This is a genomic window from Streptomyces sp. P6-2-1 (assembly GCF_050613165.1).
In the GTDB taxonomy this organism is placed as follows: domain Bacteria; phylum Actinomycetota; class Actinomycetes; order Streptomycetales; family Streptomycetaceae; genus Streptomyces.
Genome location: NZ_CP192513.1, coordinates 6154576 through 6171404, shown reverse-complemented (window position 1 = coordinate 6171404; position 16829 = coordinate 6154576). Strand labels below are relative to the sequence as shown.

Genomic DNA, 16829 nt, shown 5'->3' with positions numbered 1-16829 from the left:
GCCTTTCGTTGTGCGGGGAGTCCGCGGGGAGGGGGCGGTGCGCCGGTGGGGCGGGCGCCGGGGTGTCCGTACGCAGGGGGGGCGGGCGGACATCCGCGTCGCTCAGCGCGGGGTTTCGGCGAAGGGCTCCAGTGTCTTGCCGTAGCCCAGGCCGAGCGGGAGGGAGATACCGGGTGCGGTGGGTGCGTGCACCAGGCCGTCGGCGTCCACGTGGCGCTCGCGCACGACGTGCGCGGAGGTCACGAGGGACTCGTAGTAGGTCGTGTTGGGGATCGCCATGCACAGGTGGTGGTTGGGCAGGTCCGAGCCGTGCACCTCGGCGCGCAGCCGGAAGGAGTCCGCGAGGTGCGCGATGCGCATGGCGCCGGTGATCCCGCCGCGCAGGTTGGTGCTGGCCCGTACCCCGAAGGTGGCGGCCCCCGCCTTGATGAAGTCGGCGGTGTTCATGTGGGCGCCGTCGGAGGTCTCGGCGACAAGGAGCGGGATGTCCACGCACGCGGCGAGCCTCTGGTAGGCGCTGATGCTGAACTCGCGCATCGGCTCCTCGTACCAGAGGTAGTCCGCTTCGGAGAGGGCGCGGCCGAGGTGGATGGCGTCGGGGAGGTCGAAGCCCGCGGAGCCGTCGTACATGAGCGGGACGTCGGGGCCGACGTGCTCGCGCAGGGCGAGGCACAGCGCGGCGTCGCGGCGGGCGTCGCCCCAGGCGTGCAGCTTGATGCCGCGGTAGCCGAGCGCGAGGCTCTGGTCGGCGACGTCGAGGAACTCCTCGGTGCTCGCGAAGGTCGAGGTCGATGCGTAGGCGGGGATGGCCTCGCGGTAGCCGCCGAGGAGGCGCCAGACGGGTTCGTCGTAGTAGCGGCCCGCGAGGTCCCACAGGGCGGTGTCGATGAGGCCGAGTGCGGGAAGCGGGAGTTCGTGGATACGGTCCAGTTCCCAGACCCGGTGCCACAGCCACTCGCGCTGGAAGGGGTCGGCGCCGAGCAGTTCCTCGCGGAAGACCACGTCCACGAGGCTCGTCAGCATGGCGTGCGCGCCCGGCCTGGCGAGCAGCGCGACGCCTTCGGCGCCTTCGTCGGTCCCGAGGTGCAGGACGGCGCCGTCGCCCACGGGGGCGCTCCCCGCGAGCCCTTCCCGCCACAGGAAGGGCGGGTCGGCGGGCGGTACTTCGACCCGGTGCACTTCGACGCTGGTGATCTTCATGAGTGGCTTTCGTCTCGTCTTTCTGTGCCTCCGCGCGGGCGGCGGTGGGGTGGGGCCGTCCGTCCTGTCCTCGGGCGGACGGCCCCGGGCTTGCCTAGAAGCCGCCGTAGGCGCGGATTTCGTGGATGCTGCCGCCGTTGCCGCTGGAGCCGGTCACGGTGAGCCGCAGGTAGCGGGCCTCGACCGGCCCGTCGGCGAAGGCGTTGTCGGTCTGGGTGGTGGTGGCCCGTTCCGTCCGGTCGGCGAAGGGGAGCCACTCCTTGCCGTCGGCCGAGTACGCGACGCGGTAGCGGTAGCCGCCGCTCTTCTCGAAGGTGGTGACGACCGCGGAGACCGGGGTGCTGCTGCCGAGGTCCACCTGGAGCCAGGAGGGGTCGGGCAGGCCGATGCCCTGGGCCCAGCGCGTCGTCATGTCGCCGTCCACTGCCTTCGCCGCCACGTTGCCCTCGGAGTCCGATGAGGCGGTGGCCTCCTTGTGGAGGGCGAGGTTGGTGTCGGCGGGGGTGGTGACGACGGCCTCGGGGCTCGCGGGCGAGGTGTTGAGGGCTTCGTCGCGGGCGGTGACGGTGAAGGCGTAGCGGGTCCCGGGCGTGAGCCCTTCGACGCGCAGGGTGGTGTCACCTGTGACGGCGACGCGCTTGCCGTCCCGCGAGACGACGTAGCTGGTGACGCCGGTGTCGTCGGTGGCTTCCGGCCAGTCGAGCCGGACGGTGCCGGGGAGCAGGACCTTCGCCGTGAGGGTCTTGGGGGCGGCGGGGGCGGTGCGGTCGGTGGTCTTCGCCCTGGTGCCGTAGACCTGGAAGTCGTAGAGGCTGCCGCCGTTGCCGCTGGTGCCCGTCAGCGTGAGCCGGACGTAGCGTCCTGTGACGGGGGTGGTGGCGCGGGCGTAGTCGGTGGCCTCGGTGGTGTCGGCGCCCGTGCGGTCCACGAGCGGCTTCCAGTGCACCTCGTCGGGAGAGACCTCGACGCGGTAGCGGTAGCCCTTGCTCTTCTCGAAGGTGGTGATGGTGCCGTTGACGTCGTAGGAGGCGCCGAGGTCCACCTGGAGCCAGGAGGGGTCGGGCAGGCCGAGGCCCTGGGCCCAGCGGGTGCCCGGATCGCCGTCCACGGCCTTCTCGGGGACGTTGCCCTCGGAGTCCGACGAGGCGGTGACGGGGTGCTTGAGGGCCAGGTCCTCGCCCTTGGGCGTACGGACGACGGTGGTGGCGCTGTACGGGGACTCGTTGCCTGCCGCGTCGCGCGCCCGGACCTGGAAGCGGTAGGTGGTGTTCTGCCGCAGGTCGGGGACGCGGACCTCGGTGGAGGCGGTGGCGCTGACGAGCGTGCCGTCGCGGTAGACGGAGTAGCCGGTGACGCCCTTGTCGTCCTTCGACGCGGTCCAGCTCAGGTCGGCGACGGTCGGGAAGTCCGTGGTGGCCTTCGGCGCGCCCGGCCTGGTGGGCGGGGTGCGGTCGGTGACGGCGGGGCCCGGGTCGAGGTGCTGGTAGGCGGGTTCGAGACCGGCCTTGGCGACGATCGACGCGGGGAGTTGTTCGCAGCCGCCGACCGTGACGTTGTTCCGGACGGTGTTGCCGAAGCTGCCGCCCTGGACGGCGTAGCCGGGGTTGTCGGTGAAGTTGCCGGAGGCGTTGTTCTCGATGCCGTGGTTCATCAGCATCCACTGGTACGTGACGCCGCAGAACGCGTTGTGCGTGTTCGTCCAGCCACGGCTCATCTCGTCGTGGTAGACGGCGCCGTAGGCGGGCTCGGGCACACCGTGGATGTAGTTGTCGCTGACCCGGCCGCCGGGGTTGGCGCCGAGCGTGTAGACCGCGCCGCCGTCCGCCTGGTGCTTCATGATGTCGCCGATCTCGTTGTACGAGACGACGGTGTTCCTGCTGGTGGTCGGGGTCGTGGCGACCGGGACCTTGCCGTTGTTCTCGTACGAGGGGTTGCCGCCCTTGTCGGTCAGTCCCCAGCCCCAGCCCACCGAGATGCCGCTGTAGGGCAGGTCGTGGACCTTGTTGTGGGTGATGGTGGTGTGGTCGGTGTATCCGGCGAGGATGCCGAGGGAGCCCCGGTACTGGTCGGCGGTACGGGTCACGACGTTGTCGCTGACGGTCGTGTTCCTGACCACGTTGCGCTGGTCGGTGGGGTGGGCGTCCTGGTAGTAGTCCACGCCGCCGATCTGGATGCCGGTCGCGGATATCTGCCGGAAGACGTTCCCCGTGATCTCCGTGCCCTGGCTGCCGGTGTTGAGGTTGAGGCCGACCGCGCCGAGGTGGGTGAAGGTGTTCCCGGTGAAGGAGACGTCCTTCGTGAAGGCGGTGTTGACTGCGCCCGGCGTCTTCTTCCAGTGGAGCCTGGTCGAGTCGAAGTCGGGGTTGTTCCCGCCGACCATCCGGAAACCGGCCTGGCCCTCGACGTGGCCCTCGTCGGAGCTGGGCTCCAGCCACGTCGAGTACGAGAAGGTGAGGCCGTCGAAGGCGACGTCCCGTACCGGCTTGGACGCGGTGCCGTTCAGGTCCACGAGGTCCTGGACGGTGGGCACGGTGACCTCGGCGCGGCGGAGGTCCTGGCCCTGCTTCGGGTAGTAGTAGACCTCGCCCGCGGCGTGGTCGATGTACCACTCGCCGGGGGTGTCCAGGAACTCGCGGGCGTTCTCCAGCCAGGTCGGCGTGGTGATCTCCTGGCCTTCCTGGAGGTTCGCGTTGTTCCAGCAGGGCTGGCGCATGGTCACGGTGTGGTCGTTGATCGACTCGACCGGGCAGCGCATGAGCTTCCAGCCCCAGCTGCTGACGACCTCCAGGTCGGAGGGGCGCTTGAGGTGGGTGAGGCTGTCGTCCGTGAAGGTGTAGCCGGTCTTCGTCTTCTGCCAGCCGCCGGGCCACTCGTTCTCGGTGCGGGCGCGGGTCTGCGGCTCGCCGTCCACGTAGAGCTGGCGGGCCTGGAGGTCGCCGATGGGGGCCTTGAAGACCTTGCCGTCGTCGTCGGCGGGCTGCCAGCCGGTGATCCGCTCGCCGCCGCTGATCACGGGGTGGGCACCGCGGGCCGCTGCCCACGTGATGGTCGAGCCGTGCGTGCCGGAGTCGCGGGAGTCGAGGGCGAGCGTGCGGTCGACGCGGTAGGTGCCGTCGGCCAGCTCGATCCGGATGTCGCCGTGCACGCGCTTCTTGACGGAGCGCACGTAGTCACGGGCGTGTTCGAGCGTCTTGAAGGGGCGCGCGGCGGTGCCGCTCCCGGAGTCCATGCCGTGCGGCGACACGTGCACGGTCAGGGCGGGACGCGGCGCCTTGGCGGGCGCCGCGGCCGAGGCGGTGGGGGCGAGGGGCAGCGCGAGGGCGGCCGGGGTGAGCAGGGCTGCGGCGAGTGCGGCTCTTCGCAGCCTGGCGGGCGGGGCGTTGTTCTCAGGGCGTGTGGACACGGGTATCCCATCGCGTAAGGACAAGCTGTCCGGACCCCGGAGCGGCTGGCTCCGGGTCTGGGGGTCCTGGGCCGGCCGCTCCGGGGCCGCGGGGGCGGCGACCGGGGGCGTGCGGCTCCTGGGCGGGGCCGGAGTGCTGCTCCGGGCCGAGGGCCGGTGTCCTGTCCGTCCCGGAAGGGGACACCGGCGTGCGGGGAGGGGCGGTACGGCCGTCGGCGGCGCGGATCGGGTCACGCGTGGACCGGCGGGGGCCGGGGGCCCGGTACGGGCCGCCCCACGGGGTGTGTGCTGGTGGGCGGTGCGCAGTGGTGGCTGTGGTGCTGCCTTTCGTGGTGCGGTCTCCCGTGCGGGAGGCTCGTGCGGTAGGTGCCGTGCGGGGCCCCGTCGGGCGGGGTGCCCCGCGGGGCGCGGTGGCCGGTGGGCCCCCGCGCGGCGTGGTGGCCGGTGGGCTCGCGTGGTGGCCGGTGGGCTCGCGTGGTGGCCGGTGGACCCTCGCTGTGGCCGGGGCCTCAGGAGGCCGAGGCGGCGGGCGGGTCGGCCCGCTGTCCGGGAACCTCCGGGGGCTGCGTCCGCTCGTCCATGTGGAAGAGCCGGTCGCGGATCTTGCGCTCGAACTGCCGCCGTGTCGTGGCGATGTGCTCGGCCATGAGGACGGCGGCGCGTTCCGCGTCGCCTGCGGCGACCGCCTCGGCGATGCCGAGGTGCTGCTCGGCCGCCACCTCCAGCGAACCCGGCGCGTCCCCGTGGAAGAGCAGGACGTCGGACTGGGAGGCCAGGCGGCGGATGTTGCCGATGCTCGACCGCAGGAAGAGGTTGTGCGCCGCCGCGCCGACGGCGTTGTGGAAGGCCGCGTCCGCCTCGGCGAAGCCGTAGGCGTCGGCGGCCCGTGCGGTATTCGCCGATGTGGTGGCGCTGCTCCTGATCTCCCGTACCTCCAGCGGGGTGGCGAGCGAAGCCGCGCGACGGGCGGTCTCGGTCTCGATCACCGTGCGGTAGTCGAGCAGCATGAGCACGTGCTCCATGCTGGTCGGCCGGAAGTGCAGGGTCTGGTCGTCGTCCACCAGTCCTCCTGCGGACTCGGCGACGAAGATGCCCGCGCCGCGCCGCACGCTCAGCCGTCCGATCCCCGCGAGGGTCTTGACGGCCTCGCGGGTCACGTTGCGGGAGGCGCCGAGGAGTTCGGCGAGCTTCTGTTCGGTCGGGAGCCTGTCCCCGGGGCGGAGCCGCTGCTCGGCGATGTGGTTGAGCAGTTGTTCCGCGACCCGTTCGTACCCGGGCCTGTAGCGGCCCGGGTCGTGTGCGGGCGCTTGGCTCCCGTCCGGCGACTGCTTCGGCGCTCCCACGGCGCTTCCCCCTCCAGCGGTGGCGGATTAATCAGGTTCATCGGCGCCGCAACTATGACACCCACGTTACGAGTTCGGAAGATGTGGCGGAAAAAAACTTCGAACCGCTCGTTTAAAACAGGACACAAGGCGATCAAAAGGGCTTTTAATCGCTCGCATTGCGCCGAATGGATCTGACTCTTATGGTCCTGGCGTACCGCGGTACGCCGGATGGCGCCGCCCGACGCCGCTGGGGGCCGCCCGACGCGGCTTGGCACCACCCGGCGCCGCATGGGGTCGTCCGACGCCACTGGGGGCCCGCCCGAACCGTGCGCCTGCCGAGCGCGCCTTCCGCGCCCCCGCCCCTGGCCCCTCCCCCACCCAGCCCCTCCCCCACCCAACCCCTCGCCCACTCCCCTCGCCCCTCCCTGCGAAAGGCCCGCGATGAAACTCGCACGCATCGGCTCCCCCGGCGCGGAACGCCCCGTCGTCTCCGGCGCGGACGGCACCTGGCGCGAGCTGGCGCCCCTCCTGGACGGCGCCGACCTCACCCCGGCGACGCTCGCCACCGCGCTCGCCGCGTCCGCCGTCGACGCGCTGCCCGAGGTGACCGGGGCTCCCGAGCGGTTCGGCCCGCCCCTCGCCGCCATCGGCAAGATCGTCTGCGTCGGCCTCAACTACCGTCAGCACGCCGCCGAGACGGGCGCCGAGGTACCGGGCGAGCCGATCGTCTTCCTCAAGACCCCCGACACCGTCGTCGGCCCCGATGACGAGGTGCTGATCCCGCGCGGCTCCGTCAAGACGGACTACGAGGTGGAACTCGCCGTCGTCATCGGCCGCGAGGCCCGCTACCTTCCCGACGCCGCTTCGGCGGCCGCCCACATCGCCGGATACGCCGTCAGCAACGACGTCTCCGAACGGGAGTTCCAGCTGGAGCGCGGCGGCCAGTGGGACAAGGGCAAGAACTGCGAGACCTTCAACCCGCTCGGTCCCTGGCTGCTCAGCGCCGACGAGGTCCCCGACCCGCAGGCCCTCGGCCTGCGCCTGTGGGTCAACGGCGAGCTGCGCCAGGACGGCGGGACCCACGACATGATCTTCGGCGTCCACGAGATCGTCCGCTACCTCAGCCACTTCATGACGCTGCGCCCCGGCGACGTCATCAACACCGGCACCCCCGCCGGTGTCGCGCTCGGCAGCCCCGACACGCCCTACCTGCGCCCCGGCGACGTCATGGAGGTCGAGATCGACGGCCTCGGCCGCCAGCGCCAGACCCTTGGGAAGGCATGAGATGACCACCACCCCCGCACCGTCCGCCCCCCGCTCGGCCGCGACCGTCCCCGCGCCCCTCGCCGGGCTGCGCGCCCTCGTCACGGGCGGCGCGTCGGGCCTCGGCCGCGCGACCGCAGGGCGGCTCACCGCGTACGGCGCCCGCGTCGTCGTCCTCGACCGCGCGGGCGAGGCCCCCGAGGGCACGGCCGGGCTCGTGCGCGCCGACCTCGCCGACGACACCTCGGTCCGTACCGCCGTCGCCGACGCGGTCGACCTGCTCGGCGGCCTCGACATCCTCGTCAACAACGCGGGGATCGGCGCCCAGGGCGCCGTGCAGGACAACGACGACGCCGAGTGGCACCGTGTCCTCGACGTCAACGTCGTCGGCCTCGTCCGCGTCACGCGCGCCGCCCTCCCCGCGCTCCGCGAATCGGCGCACGGCGCGGTCGTCAACATCGGCTCGATCGCCGCGACCGCGGGCCTCCCGCAGCGCGCCCTCTACACCGCGAGCAAGGGCGCGATCCTCTCGCTGACCCGCGCGATGGCCGCCGACCTGCTCCCCGAAGGCATCCGTGTCAACGCCGTCAACCCCGGTACGGCGGACACGCCGTGGGTGGGCCGGCTCCTCGCGAGCGCCGCCGACGCCGCCGCCGAGCAGGCGGCGCTCGCCGCCCGCCAGCCGCACGGCAGGCTCGTCGCCGCCGACGAGGTCGCCGAGGCCGTCGCCCACCTCGTCTCGCCCGCCGCCTCCTCCACGACGGGCACCGCGCTCGCCGTCGACGGCGGCATGGACGGACTGCGCCTGCGCAAGGAAGGATGAGCGCCGTGCCCGAGCAGCCCGCCCCGAGCCCGCACGCGTCCACGCGGCACGCGTCCGGGACCACGACACCCGCGACCGGGAGCACGGCGCCCGCGTCGCCCGCCCCGCGTCCCGTGCGCCGCTTCGCCTCCGTCATCCGGCTGCGCCCGGAGAAGGAGGCCGAGTACCGCGCCCTGCACGCCGACGCCTGGCCGCAGGTCCTCGCGACGCTCAAACGGGCCCGGATCGGGAACTACTCGATCTTCCTGCGCGACGGGCTCCTCTTCTCCTACCTGGAGTACTACGGGGACGACTACGACGCCGACCAGGCGCTCATCGCCGCCGATCCCGTCACCCGCCGCTGGTGGGAGCTGACCGACCCCTGCCAGCAGCCCGTGGAGAGCGCCGCCCCGGGTGAGAGCTGGGCGCCCGCCGAAGAGGTCTTCCACCTCGACTGAGGCCGGGCGCCCACCGGGCCCCGGCCACCCCGCACCCAGGCACCACCCCGCACCCCCCCGTGCCGTACGCGCCGCACCGCCTCGTACGGCACGGGCCCTGCCCGAAGGACGACCGTGCGCATCGACGCCCACTTCCACCTCTGGGACCTGGACAGGCACGCACACGCCTGGACCAGGGAGAGCCCCGTCCTGCACCGCAGCTACCGCCCCGCCGACCTGCGTCCCGCGCTCGCGGCGGCGGGCGTCGGGCGCGCCGTCCTCGTCCAGACCGTGCCCGAGCCCTGGGAGACGCCCGAACTCCTCGCGCTCGCCGACGAGGAGGAGTTCATCGGCGCCGTCGTCGGCTGGAGCGACCTCACCGCCCCCGGCATCGCCGCCGCCGTCGACCGGCTGCGCGCCCTGCCCGGCGGCCGGTTCCTCACCGGCCTGCGGCACAACGTCCAGGACGAGCCCGGCACCACGTGGTTCACGCGCCCGGAGGTACGGGCGGGGCTGCGCGCGCTCGGCGCCGCGGGACTCGTGTACGACCTCCTGGTGCGCCCCGACCAGCTCACCGCCGCCGTCGCGCTCGCCCGGGCGCTGCCCGAAGTCCGCTTCGTGCTCGACCACGCGGGCAACCCCGTCATCGGTCCGCGCCCCGCGCCCGAGTGGACAGCGGCGATGACCGCGCTCGGCGCCCTCCCCCACGTCGCCGTCAAGTTCTCGGGCCTGCTCACCCGTACCCGCGGAGCCGACCCGGTCACCTCCCTCGCCCCCTACGCGGCCGCGCTGCTCGACACCTTCGGCCCGCGCCGTGTCCTCTTCGGCTCGGACTGGCCGGTGTGCCGCCTCACCGCCGAGTACGACGCGGTCCTCGCCGTCACGGAGGAGCTGCTCGCGCCGCTCGCGCCCGCCGACAGAGCCGCGGTCCTCGGCACCAACGCGGCCGCGTGGTACGCGGTTCGCGCCTGAATCCCGCCCCGGCACGCACCACGGAGTCCGCCATGACCAGCCCCCGCCGCACCCTCGGCCGCAGCACGGTCGCCGTCAGCCCGCTCGGCTTCGGCGCCGCGCCGCTCGGCAACCTCTACACACCGCTCGACGAGGAGACCGCACGCGCCACCGTGGACGCCGCCTGGGACGCGGGCGTCCGCTCCTTCGACACGGCCCCGCACTACGGCCTCGGTCTCTCCGAGCGCAGGCTGGGCGCCGCCCTGCGCGGGCGCCCGCGCGAGGAGTTCACCGTCTCCACGAAGGTCGGCCGCCTCCTCGAACCGCACCCGGCACCGACCGGCTCCGACCTCGCCGCCGGGGGCTTCGCCGTACCCGACACCCTGCGCCGTCGCCCCGACTACAGCCGTGACGGCGTGCTGCGCAGCCTGGAGGCGAGCCTCGCACGCCTCGGGCTCGACCGGGTCGACCTCGTGCTCGTGCACGACCCGGACGACCACATGGACACCGCGCTCGCCGAGGCGCTTCCCGCCCTCGCCGACCTGCGCGCGCAAGGGGTCGTCGGCGCGATCGGGATCGGGATGAACTCCGTGGACCCGCTGCGCCGCTTCGTCGCCGAGGGAGATCCCGACGTCGTGATGGTCGCCGGGCGCTGGACGCTCCTGGACCGGAGCGCGGCCCCGCTCCTCGCCGAGTGCGCCGCGCGCGAGGTCTCCGTCATCGCGGCCGCCCCCTTCAACTCCGGCCTGCTGAGCACCGATCACCCCGAGGCGAACGGCCGCTACGACTACGGCACGGTGCCCGCCCCCGTCCTGGCACGGGCCCGTGCCCTCGCCGCCCGCTGCGCCGCGCACGGTGTCCCCCTCCCCCGCGCGGCGCTGTGCTTCCCCTTGCGCGAGCCCGTCGTGGCGAGCGTTCTCGCCGGCTTCCGCAGCCCGGCGGAGGTCACATCGGCCGCCGCCCACCTCGCCCGCGGGGTCCCTGCGGAGGTGTGGGCGGAGCTGGAGGCGACCGCCTGACACGGACGGTGTCGCGGTCGCAGGACAGGACGACGAGGAGCGGCCACAGGGCCTGCGCGAAGGTGAGGGCGCGTTCGACGGCGCCGGGCGCCCAGCCCCGTAACAGCGAGAGCAGGAAGAAGACCGCACCCGCCGCCATGACCGCGGTGGCCCACGCCGCGACGTGCGGGCGCAGGCCCCAGGGGGCGTGCGGCTCGTGGCGCTCCGCGGCCAGGACAGGCCACGCGGCGAGGAGGACGAAACCGATCGTGGCCACGGCACCGTGCCCGAGATCGCCGCCCCTGGGCGGAGCGGGCGCGAGCGTCAGGCCCATCGCCGCCACTCCCCCACCGGCGAGCGCGGCGCGCCCCGCGAGCGCGGCCGGAAACAGCCCGCAGGCGATCGTCACGTAGCACGCGCCGAGGACGAGCAGGGCCGCGGTCATGAGCCAGTAGCCGGGAGCGCCGTAGGAGGCGAGGACGCTGATGGTCTTGCGGGCCGGGTCGTACCCGTCCCCCTGAAGGACCTCCGCGACTCCCCAGGCGGTGACGAGCACCACGGGGGCGCACCCGGCGGAGAGCAGGGCCCACCAGGGAACAGGTCGTCGCATGGAAGCACCCTAAATCAGGCATTCCGCACGCGCCCTCCGCGGCGCATCCGACGTCGCCGCGCGGGGGTGCGGGGAGGGCGTACGGGCCCGGGGCCGCGACGCCGTACGGGCCCGAGGAAGGCGCGCGGTCCGGCTCGTACGGGGTCGGTCGGCGTCCCCGTACGAGCCGGACACCTGTCGCCCGGCATCGCTCGCCTTGCCCCTAGAGGGCCCGCGCCGGGTCGGCGGGTCCCGGCAGCACGCCGGGCGGCGGCCCGAGCGGCGGGACGCCCTCGCTCTCGGCGTCCTGGCCCTCGTCCTCGGCCTCGGCCAGGAAGCCGCCCGACTGGTGCTGCCACAGCCTGGCGTAGGTGCCGTCCGCGGCGAGGAGTTCCTCATGGCTGCCCTGTTCGACGACCCTGCCCCGGTCGAGGACGACGAGGCGGTCCATGTCGGCCACGGTGCTCAGGCGGTGGGCGACGACGAGGGCCGTACGCCCTTCCATGAGCCGCCACAGCGCGTCCTGGACGAGGATCTCGCTCTCCGAGTCCAACGCGCTCGTCGCCTCGTCGAGCAGCAGGACGGGGGCGTCGCGCAGGATGGCCCGCGCGAGGGCGACGCGCTGGCGCTGGCCGCCCGAGAGCTTGACCCCGCGCTCCCCCACGAGCGTGTCGAAGCCTTCGGAGAGCTGGTCGGCGAACTCGGTGACGTGCGCGGCCTCCGCCGCGGCACGGACCTCCGCCCCGCTGGCTCCCGGCCGGGCGAAGGCGATGTTGTCGTGCAGGCTGCGGTGGAACATCGCGGGCTCCTGCGGCACGTACCCGATGAGCGCGCGCAGGTCCCGCTGGCGCAGCTTGCTGATGTCCTGACCGCCGATCAGGATGCGCCCGCCGTCGATGTCGGACATCCGCAGCAGGAGGCGCGTGAGCGTGGTCTTGCCGCCTCCCGACCTGCCGACGAGCCCGATCCGCGCCCCCGGCGGCACGTCCAGGTCGAGGCCCTGGAAGAGCGGCTTCGCACCGGAGTGGGCGAAGGTCACCGCGTCGAAGCGGACGGAGGAGTCCTTCGGGGCGAGCGGCTCGGGTTCCGGCGGGTCGAGCACGGTGACAGGTTCGAGGAGGAGTTCGGTGAACTGGGCGGCCTCGGTCACCGAGCTTTCGAGACGCCGGTAGATCTGGTTGAAGTCGAACATGATCGCGCTGGCGTTGGAGAAGTACGTGAACGCCACGATGATTTCCTCGACCCCCGCGTTGCCCCCGGCCAAGGCGATGGCCAGGACCAGGCCGAGGACGTTCGTCAGGACGGACATGGGCGCGATCAGCGTGTCGACGCGCAGGTTGCCGTAGTCCCACGAGCGCAGGGTCAGACGGCGGGACTCGGCGACGCGCTTCCTGTGCTCCGCCGCCTCCCTGTCCTCGGCGGCGAAGGCGCGGATGGTCTCCATGTTGCTGAGGCTGTCGGCGACGTGCCCGGAGACACGGGCGATGGCCGCTTCGCGCTCGTTGACGATGCGCTGCCTGCGCCGGATGAGCGGGACCGCCGCCGTGGCGGTGAGCGTGATCATCAGGACGAGGCCGACGACGAGGACCGGTTCATAGAGCCACAGCACCACGGCGCCGAAGAGGAGCGGCACGAGATTGCCCGTGACGTTGAACATCAGCGTGTCGACCACGTCCTCGAAGCGCTTGCCGTAGCTGAGGATGCGCTTGGTCAGGGAGCCCGCGAAGTTGTCGTGGAAGAACGCGGGGTCCTTGGCGAGGAGTTCGTCCATGCCCTGGACGTAGAGGCGCTCCATGCCGCGCGCCTCGACGCGGTTGAGGCAGTGCAGCCCGATGCGCCACAGCACCTCGGCGAGCAGCAGGGTGAGGCCGAAGCCGATGATGTAGGGCGCCGCCCTGCCGAGGGTGAGCCCGCGCGCGTCGGCGGCCTGCCCGGCGAGCTTGGCGATCACCAGCGGGCCGAGGTAGCGGATGCCGATGTTGCCGAGAGCGGGCAGCAGGAGCGCGGGCAGCGCCAGCCCGCGTTGCCGTCTCAGTTCCAGGGCGTAGTGACGCAGTGCCAGCAGGACGGCGCTCCTGCCCGGTGGCTTCGTCTCCTGGGTGTCCGTTGTTCCCATCACACTCCCCGTCGTCCGGAAAGCGGAAGTCTCGCGTCCCGCCAGGTACTCAGTCCAGGCATTTAACGCGGACCGGCGAGAACCAGACACAGCGGGGCGGGAGACACGGGGCCGCCGTACGGGGTGGGCGGGGCGGTGGCGTGACGAGGCGGTGGGGGCCGCCGGTGCCGGTGGCCCCCACCCTTCGTCCCGTCAGAGGATCTCGATGTACGAGACCTTCGGGGGCCTGTTCGGGTAGGTGATGTCGGTCCAGCGGTTCACGCGCACCGAATCGCCGTTGGCGTCGCTGTAGATGAGGTCGTTGTTGCCGGTCGAGATGCGGTCGACCCACCAGCCGCCGAAGGAGATCTTCCCCTTGTTGGCGTAGCAGTCGACGCTGTCCTTGCCGTTGAGGTGCGACCAGATCTTGAGGTAGTTCTCACCGGCGCGGCAGGGGATGTGGTCGATGGCGTAGGCATTGCCGGTGGGCAGCGTCGCCGCGAGCGCGGTCGCCGCGGCGAAGGCCACGACCGTGGAGCGCACGGCCCTCTTCGTCTTCTTGTTCACGTGTTCACCCGATTCCGGAAAGTAGCTGGATACAGCACCCGGGCAACGAGCCGCACCTGACGCGGACACGGCGAGACAGGGGTTCGGGAAGTCCCCCACAAGATCAACAACCCGGCCCCGCACCGTCGGCGACGCCTCGTGCTACCTTTCCAATACACAATGACTCGTAATTGCGCGAGACGCTCCCGGCGGAGGTCCGGGCGGCTGCCCGGGCGGCTGCCCGGGCGGAAAGGAGAACGCGTCATGCGCGTTTTCGTGACAGGTGCGACCGGCTGGATCGGTGCGGCGACGGTGGACGAACTGAAGCGGCACGCGTACGAGGTCGTCGGCCTCGCCCGCTCGGACACGGCGGCGGCCTCGCTCGCCGCGAAGGGCATCGAGGTGCTGCGCGGCGACCTGGACGACCTCGGCTCCCTGCGGCACGGCGCCGCGGACGCGGAGGCGGTCGTCCACCTGGCCAATAAGCACGACTGGGCGGACCCCGAGGGCACCGACCGCGCCGAGCGGCGCGCGGTCGAAGCGATGCTCGACGCGCTCGCGGGCTCGACGAAGCCGTTCGTGCTCGCCAACGGCCTCTCCGACATCGTCGAGGGCCGCCCGGTCGCCGAATCCGACGCCTCGCCCGCCGTGGGTCCGGGCTCCGACCGTGGCGGCTCCGAGAACCTCGCACTCGACTCCGTGTCACGCGGCGTCCGCTCCCTCGCGGTGCGCTTCGCGCCGAGCGTGCACGGGCGCGGGGACTGGGGCTTCGTCACCTTCCTGACCGCCGCCGCGCGCGAGCACGGCGTCTCGGGCTACATCGGCGACGGCACGCAGGCGTGGTCGGCGGTCCACGTGAGCGACGCGGCCCGCCTCATCCGCCTCGGCCTGGAGTCCGCCCCCGCGGGCTCCCGGCTGCACGCGGTCGCCGAACAGGCCGTCCCCACCCGGGAGATCGCCGAGGCCATCGGCGCGGCGCTCGACCTGCCTGTCGTCTCCGTGGACCCCGAGGACGCGGAGCAGCACTTCGGCTTCGTCGGCCACTTCTTCGGCCGGACCCTGACGGCGGACAGCGCCGCCACCCGCGACCTGCTGGCCTGGACCCCGACCGGGCCGACGCTGCTGGAGGACATCGCGGCGGGGGCCTATACGCGGGCGTGAGGCGGGGGCAGCGGCCGACGACGCCGCCCGGGGCCTTGTCACAGGGAAGGAGAGGGGCGCTCAACCGGCGTGGCGCCGACCGTACCGCCCGGCCGTCCCACCTGCCTCGCCGCCACCGCTCCGCCCGAGGCGGCGGAGGCGGGATGAACTCCCGCTCCGCCGCCGGAAGTTCATGGCGACGTACCGGCCGGCCCCGCTCCACCACGCGCCGCCATCGGAGACGCCGTCGCCGCGGTACGGTCTGCCGGGGGTGCGGTGTCCCGCCGGGAGACGGGGCCGCGCACGGTGCGCGCGACGGCTTCCAGGGAACCGAGCAGCGGGTTCGGGTCGTCGGCACGCGTGACGAGCACGACCTCGCAGGGATCGGCGTCGACGACGGGGATCAGGACGATGTCCCGGCGCGCGGCGGGGCGTCGGTCACCGGCGGGGAAGAGCGCGACGCAGTGGCCGGTGGCGACGAGTTCCAGCTTGTCCTCGTAGCCGTCGTCGATCGCGGGCCGCGGCGGCGCCGGGCGATCGCCGACCGGTCTGGGCGTGCTCCAGACCGCCGGAGTGCTGGCACAGGACACCAGTTCCTCATCCGACAGAGCCCGCAGGCTGACCTCTTCCTCGTTCGCCAGAGGATGCAGCGTCGACGCGACGAGCACCCTCGGTTCCTCGTGGAGCGTGGTCACCCGCAAGCCGTCCCCGCTCAACGGCAAGGGCCGGTACGCGACGAGGGCGTCGACCCGCCCCTCGGCGAGCGCGCGCGTGTCCCGCCAGTCGAGGTGCCGGGTGCGGACCCGGCTCTCGGGGTGCCTGCGGCGCAGTTCCTGCATCCAGGCGGTGATGACCAGGCCCTCGGCGTGGCCGACGGTGACGGTACAGGGCTGCGTGGCGGCTCTGGCCGTACGAGCGGCCCGCTCGGCATCCAGGAGCAGGGTCCGTGCCAGGGGGAGGAACACCCGGCCCGCGCCGGTGAGGCTGCTGCCCCGCGGCGAACGGTCGAGAAGCCGGACACCGATCTGAGCCTCCAGCCGCTGGATCTGGCGGCTCAGCGACGGCTGCGCCAGGTGCAGCGCGGTGGCGGCCCGGCCGAAATTGCCGTACTCCGCCACGACCGTGAAATAGCGCACGAGCCGAAGGTCCACGTCCATTCGGCAAGCGTACGTCGCGCGCACCGTCATGCCTCTGGCGCATGACGGCATACGGGACAGGTCTTGGACAAGGTCCGATGGCAGCGATTTGGCTTGGGGCATGACCACTGACGAGGGCAAGAAGTACGACGGCAAGAAGATCGTGATCACGGGCGGGAGCAGCGGTATCGGCCTGGCTGCCGCGAGGCTGTTCGCGGAGGGCGGGGCGCACGTACTGATCACCGGCCGCACCCGGTCCACCCTGGACGCCGCGCTGGAGCGACTGGGCGACAGGGCGGTCGGCGTCCGCAGCGACGCCGCGTCCCTGCCGGACATCAAGGCTCTGGCCGGCACGGTTCAGGAGCGGTTCGGCGCGGTGGACGCGCTGTTCGTCAACGCCGGTGTCACCGTGTCCGCACCGCTGGACGCGACGACCGAGGAGATGTTCGACGCGCTGTTCACCACCAACACCAAGGGCCCGTACTTCACGGTGCAGGCCCTCGCACCGCTGCTGCGCGAGGGAAGCGGGGTGGTCCTCACCACCTCGGTGGTGAACGTCCTGGGCCTGGACGCGCTGAGTGTCTACTCGGCGAGCAAGGCGGCCCTGCGGTCGATGACACGCACCCTGGCCCGCGAACTGCTGCCCCGCAAGGTACGGGTCAACGCCGTGAGCCCCGGCCCGATCGACACGGGCATCCTGGACCGCTCCCTCCCCGCCGACGTCGCCGAGACGATAAAGGACGACTACCGCAGGACCATCCCGATGCGACGACTGGGGACATCCGAGGAAGTGGCCGCCGCGGTGGCGTACTTGGCGTTCGGCGCGACCTTCTCGACGGGAGCGGAGTTCCCCGTCGACGGAGGCGGGTCACAGCTCTAGGGTCTGGCCGACGCCCCGCGGCCGCCCTCCGGGCGACGACGGGAATCCTCGGACGGAGCCCGTG

General features: G+C 72.8%; 14 protein-coding genes. 7 read left to right on the top strand and 7 right to left on the bottom strand.

Annotated features, from left to right (window positions below; all coding sequences use genetic code 11):
• Positions 1-102: 102 nt before the first annotated feature.
• The 3 genes from ACQYWQ_RS26030 to ACQYWQ_RS26020 all read right to left on the bottom strand — a co-directional run bounded on the left by ACQYWQ_RS26030 (position 103) and on the right by ACQYWQ_RS26020 (position 5946).
• Positions 103-1200 (bottom strand): enolase C-terminal domain-like protein, encoded by a 1098-nt coding sequence (locus tag ACQYWQ_RS26030; RefSeq protein WP_431037949.1) that lies wholly within the window; start codon positions 1198-1200, stop codon positions 103-105.
• Between the two features lie 94 nt (positions 1201-1294).
• The gene (locus tag ACQYWQ_RS26025) at positions 1295-4603 is read right to left on the bottom strand and encodes a discoidin domain-containing protein (protein WP_431037948.1); all 3309 of its coding nucleotides are present in this window, start codon (positions 4601-4603) and stop codon (positions 1295-1297) included.
• A 509-nt stretch (positions 4604-5112) separates the two neighbouring features.
• A complete protein-coding gene (locus ACQYWQ_RS26020; RefSeq protein ID WP_431037946.1) occupies positions 5113-5946 on the bottom strand; it encodes a FadR/GntR family transcriptional regulator in 834 nt (277 codons plus the stop codon).
• Between the two features lie 423 nt (positions 5947-6369).
• Here ACQYWQ_RS26020 and ACQYWQ_RS26015 point away from each other — a divergent pair, with 423 nt between their 5' ends.
• From ACQYWQ_RS26015 to ACQYWQ_RS25995, 5 genes are all read left to right on the top strand, one after another.
• Positions 6370-7212 carry a fumarylacetoacetate hydrolase family protein gene (locus tag ACQYWQ_RS26015; protein ID WP_431037945.1) on the top strand — a complete coding sequence of 281 codons (843 nt, stop codon included), beginning with the start codon at positions 6370-6372 and terminating at the stop codon, positions 7210-7212.
• Between the two features lies 1 nt (position 7213).
• Complete coding sequence (locus ACQYWQ_RS26010) at positions 7214-8014, top strand: SDR family NAD(P)-dependent oxidoreductase (RefSeq protein ID WP_431037943.1); 801 nt, start codon at positions 7214-7216, stop codon at positions 8012-8014.
• Positions 8011-8451, top strand: coding sequence for an L-rhamnose mutarotase (locus ACQYWQ_RS26005; protein WP_431037941.1), 441 nt, complete (start codon positions 8011-8013; stop codon positions 8449-8451). Before ACQYWQ_RS26010 ends, ACQYWQ_RS26005 begins: the two co-directional genes overlap by 4 nt.
• 114 nt (positions 8452-8565) lie before the next feature.
• Positions 8566-9402: an amidohydrolase family protein gene (locus ACQYWQ_RS26000; protein ID WP_431037940.1), complete on the top strand. Its 837-nt coding sequence runs from the start codon at positions 8566-8568 to the stop codon at positions 9400-9402.
• A gap of 32 nt (positions 9403-9434) precedes the next feature.
• The gene (locus ACQYWQ_RS25995; RefSeq protein ID WP_431037939.1) at positions 9435-10400 is read left to right on the top strand and encodes an aldo/keto reductase; all 966 of its coding nucleotides are present in this window, start codon (positions 9435-9437) and stop codon (positions 10398-10400) included.
• Here ACQYWQ_RS25995 and ACQYWQ_RS25990 read toward each other — a convergent pair.
• The 3 genes from ACQYWQ_RS25990 to ACQYWQ_RS25980 form a co-directional block, all read right to left on the bottom strand.
• The gene (locus ACQYWQ_RS25990; RefSeq protein ID WP_431037937.1) at positions 10327-10989 is read right to left on the bottom strand and encodes a DUF998 domain-containing protein; all 663 of its coding nucleotides are present in this window, start codon (positions 10987-10989) and stop codon (positions 10327-10329) included. The two genes, ACQYWQ_RS25995 and ACQYWQ_RS25990, sit on opposite strands and share 74 nt — an antisense overlap.
• Positions 10990-11191: 202 nt before the next feature.
• A complete protein-coding gene (locus tag ACQYWQ_RS25985; RefSeq protein WP_431037935.1) occupies positions 11192-13084 on the bottom strand; it encodes an ABC transporter ATP-binding protein in 1893 nt (630 codons plus the stop codon).
• A 192-nt stretch (positions 13085-13276) separates the two neighbouring features.
• Positions 13277-13630 (bottom strand): beta/gamma crystallin domain-containing protein, encoded by a 354-nt coding sequence (locus ACQYWQ_RS25980; protein WP_431037934.1) that lies wholly within the window; start codon positions 13628-13630, stop codon positions 13277-13279.
• Positions 13631-13873: 243 nt separating this feature from the next.
• Here ACQYWQ_RS25980 and ACQYWQ_RS25975 point away from each other — a divergent pair, with 243 nt between their 5' ends.
• Complete coding sequence (locus ACQYWQ_RS25975; RefSeq protein WP_431037933.1) at positions 13874-14770, top strand: SDR family oxidoreductase; 897 nt, start codon at positions 13874-13876, stop codon at positions 14768-14770.
• 170 nt (positions 14771-14940) lie between these two features.
• On the opposite strand, the gene ACQYWQ_RS25970 is transcribed toward ACQYWQ_RS25975, so the two are convergent.
• Positions 14941-15906, bottom strand: coding sequence for a LysR family transcriptional regulator (locus ACQYWQ_RS25970; RefSeq protein WP_431037931.1), 966 nt, complete (start codon positions 15904-15906; stop codon positions 14941-14943).
• 100 nt (positions 15907-16006) lie between these two features.
• Between ACQYWQ_RS25970 and ACQYWQ_RS25965 the strand changes: the two genes are divergently transcribed.
• Positions 16007-16765 carry an SDR family oxidoreductase gene (locus ACQYWQ_RS25965; RefSeq protein ID WP_431037929.1) on the top strand — a complete coding sequence of 253 codons (759 nt, stop codon included), beginning with the start codon at positions 16007-16009 and terminating at the stop codon, positions 16763-16765.
• Positions 16766-16829: the final 64 nt, after the last annotated feature.

Excerpts from the sequence above, each read along its gene's own strand:
- ACQYWQ_RS26030 (WP_431037949.1), bottom strand. The coding sequence starts at position 1,200 with ATGAAGATCACCAGCGTCGAAGTGCACCGGGTCGAAGTACCGCCCGCC.
- ACQYWQ_RS26015 (WP_431037945.1), top strand. The coding sequence starts at position 6,370 with ATGAAACTCGCACGCATCGGCTCCCCCGGCGCGGAACGCCCCGTCGTC.
- ACQYWQ_RS26010 (WP_431037943.1), top strand. The coding sequence starts at position 7,214 with ATGACCACCACCCCCGCACCGTCCGCCCCCCGCTCGGCCGCGACCGTC.
- ACQYWQ_RS26005 (WP_431037941.1), top strand. The coding sequence starts at position 8,011 with ATGAGCGCCGTGCCCGAGCAGCCCGCCCCGAGCCCGCACGCGTCCACG.
- ACQYWQ_RS25995 (WP_431037939.1), top strand. The coding sequence starts at position 9,435 with ATGACCAGCCCCCGCCGCACCCTCGGCCGCAGCACGGTCGCCGTCAGC.
- ACQYWQ_RS25990 (WP_431037937.1), bottom strand. The coding sequence starts at position 10,989 with ATGCGACGACCTGTTCCCTGGTGGGCCCTGCTCTCCGCCGGGTGCGCC.
- ACQYWQ_RS25985 (WP_431037935.1), bottom strand. The coding sequence starts at position 13,084 with ATGGGAACAACGGACACCCAGGAGACGAAGCCACCGGGCAGGAGCGCC.
- ACQYWQ_RS25975 (WP_431037933.1), top strand. The coding sequence starts at position 13,874 with ATGCGCGTTTTCGTGACAGGTGCGACCGGCTGGATCGGTGCGGCGACG.
- ACQYWQ_RS25970 (WP_431037931.1), bottom strand. The coding sequence starts at position 15,906 with ATGGACGTGGACCTTCGGCTCGTGCGCTATTTCACGGTCGTGGCGGAG.
- ACQYWQ_RS25965 (WP_431037929.1), top strand. The coding sequence starts at position 16,007 with ATGACCACTGACGAGGGCAAGAAGTACGACGGCAAGAAGATCGTGATC.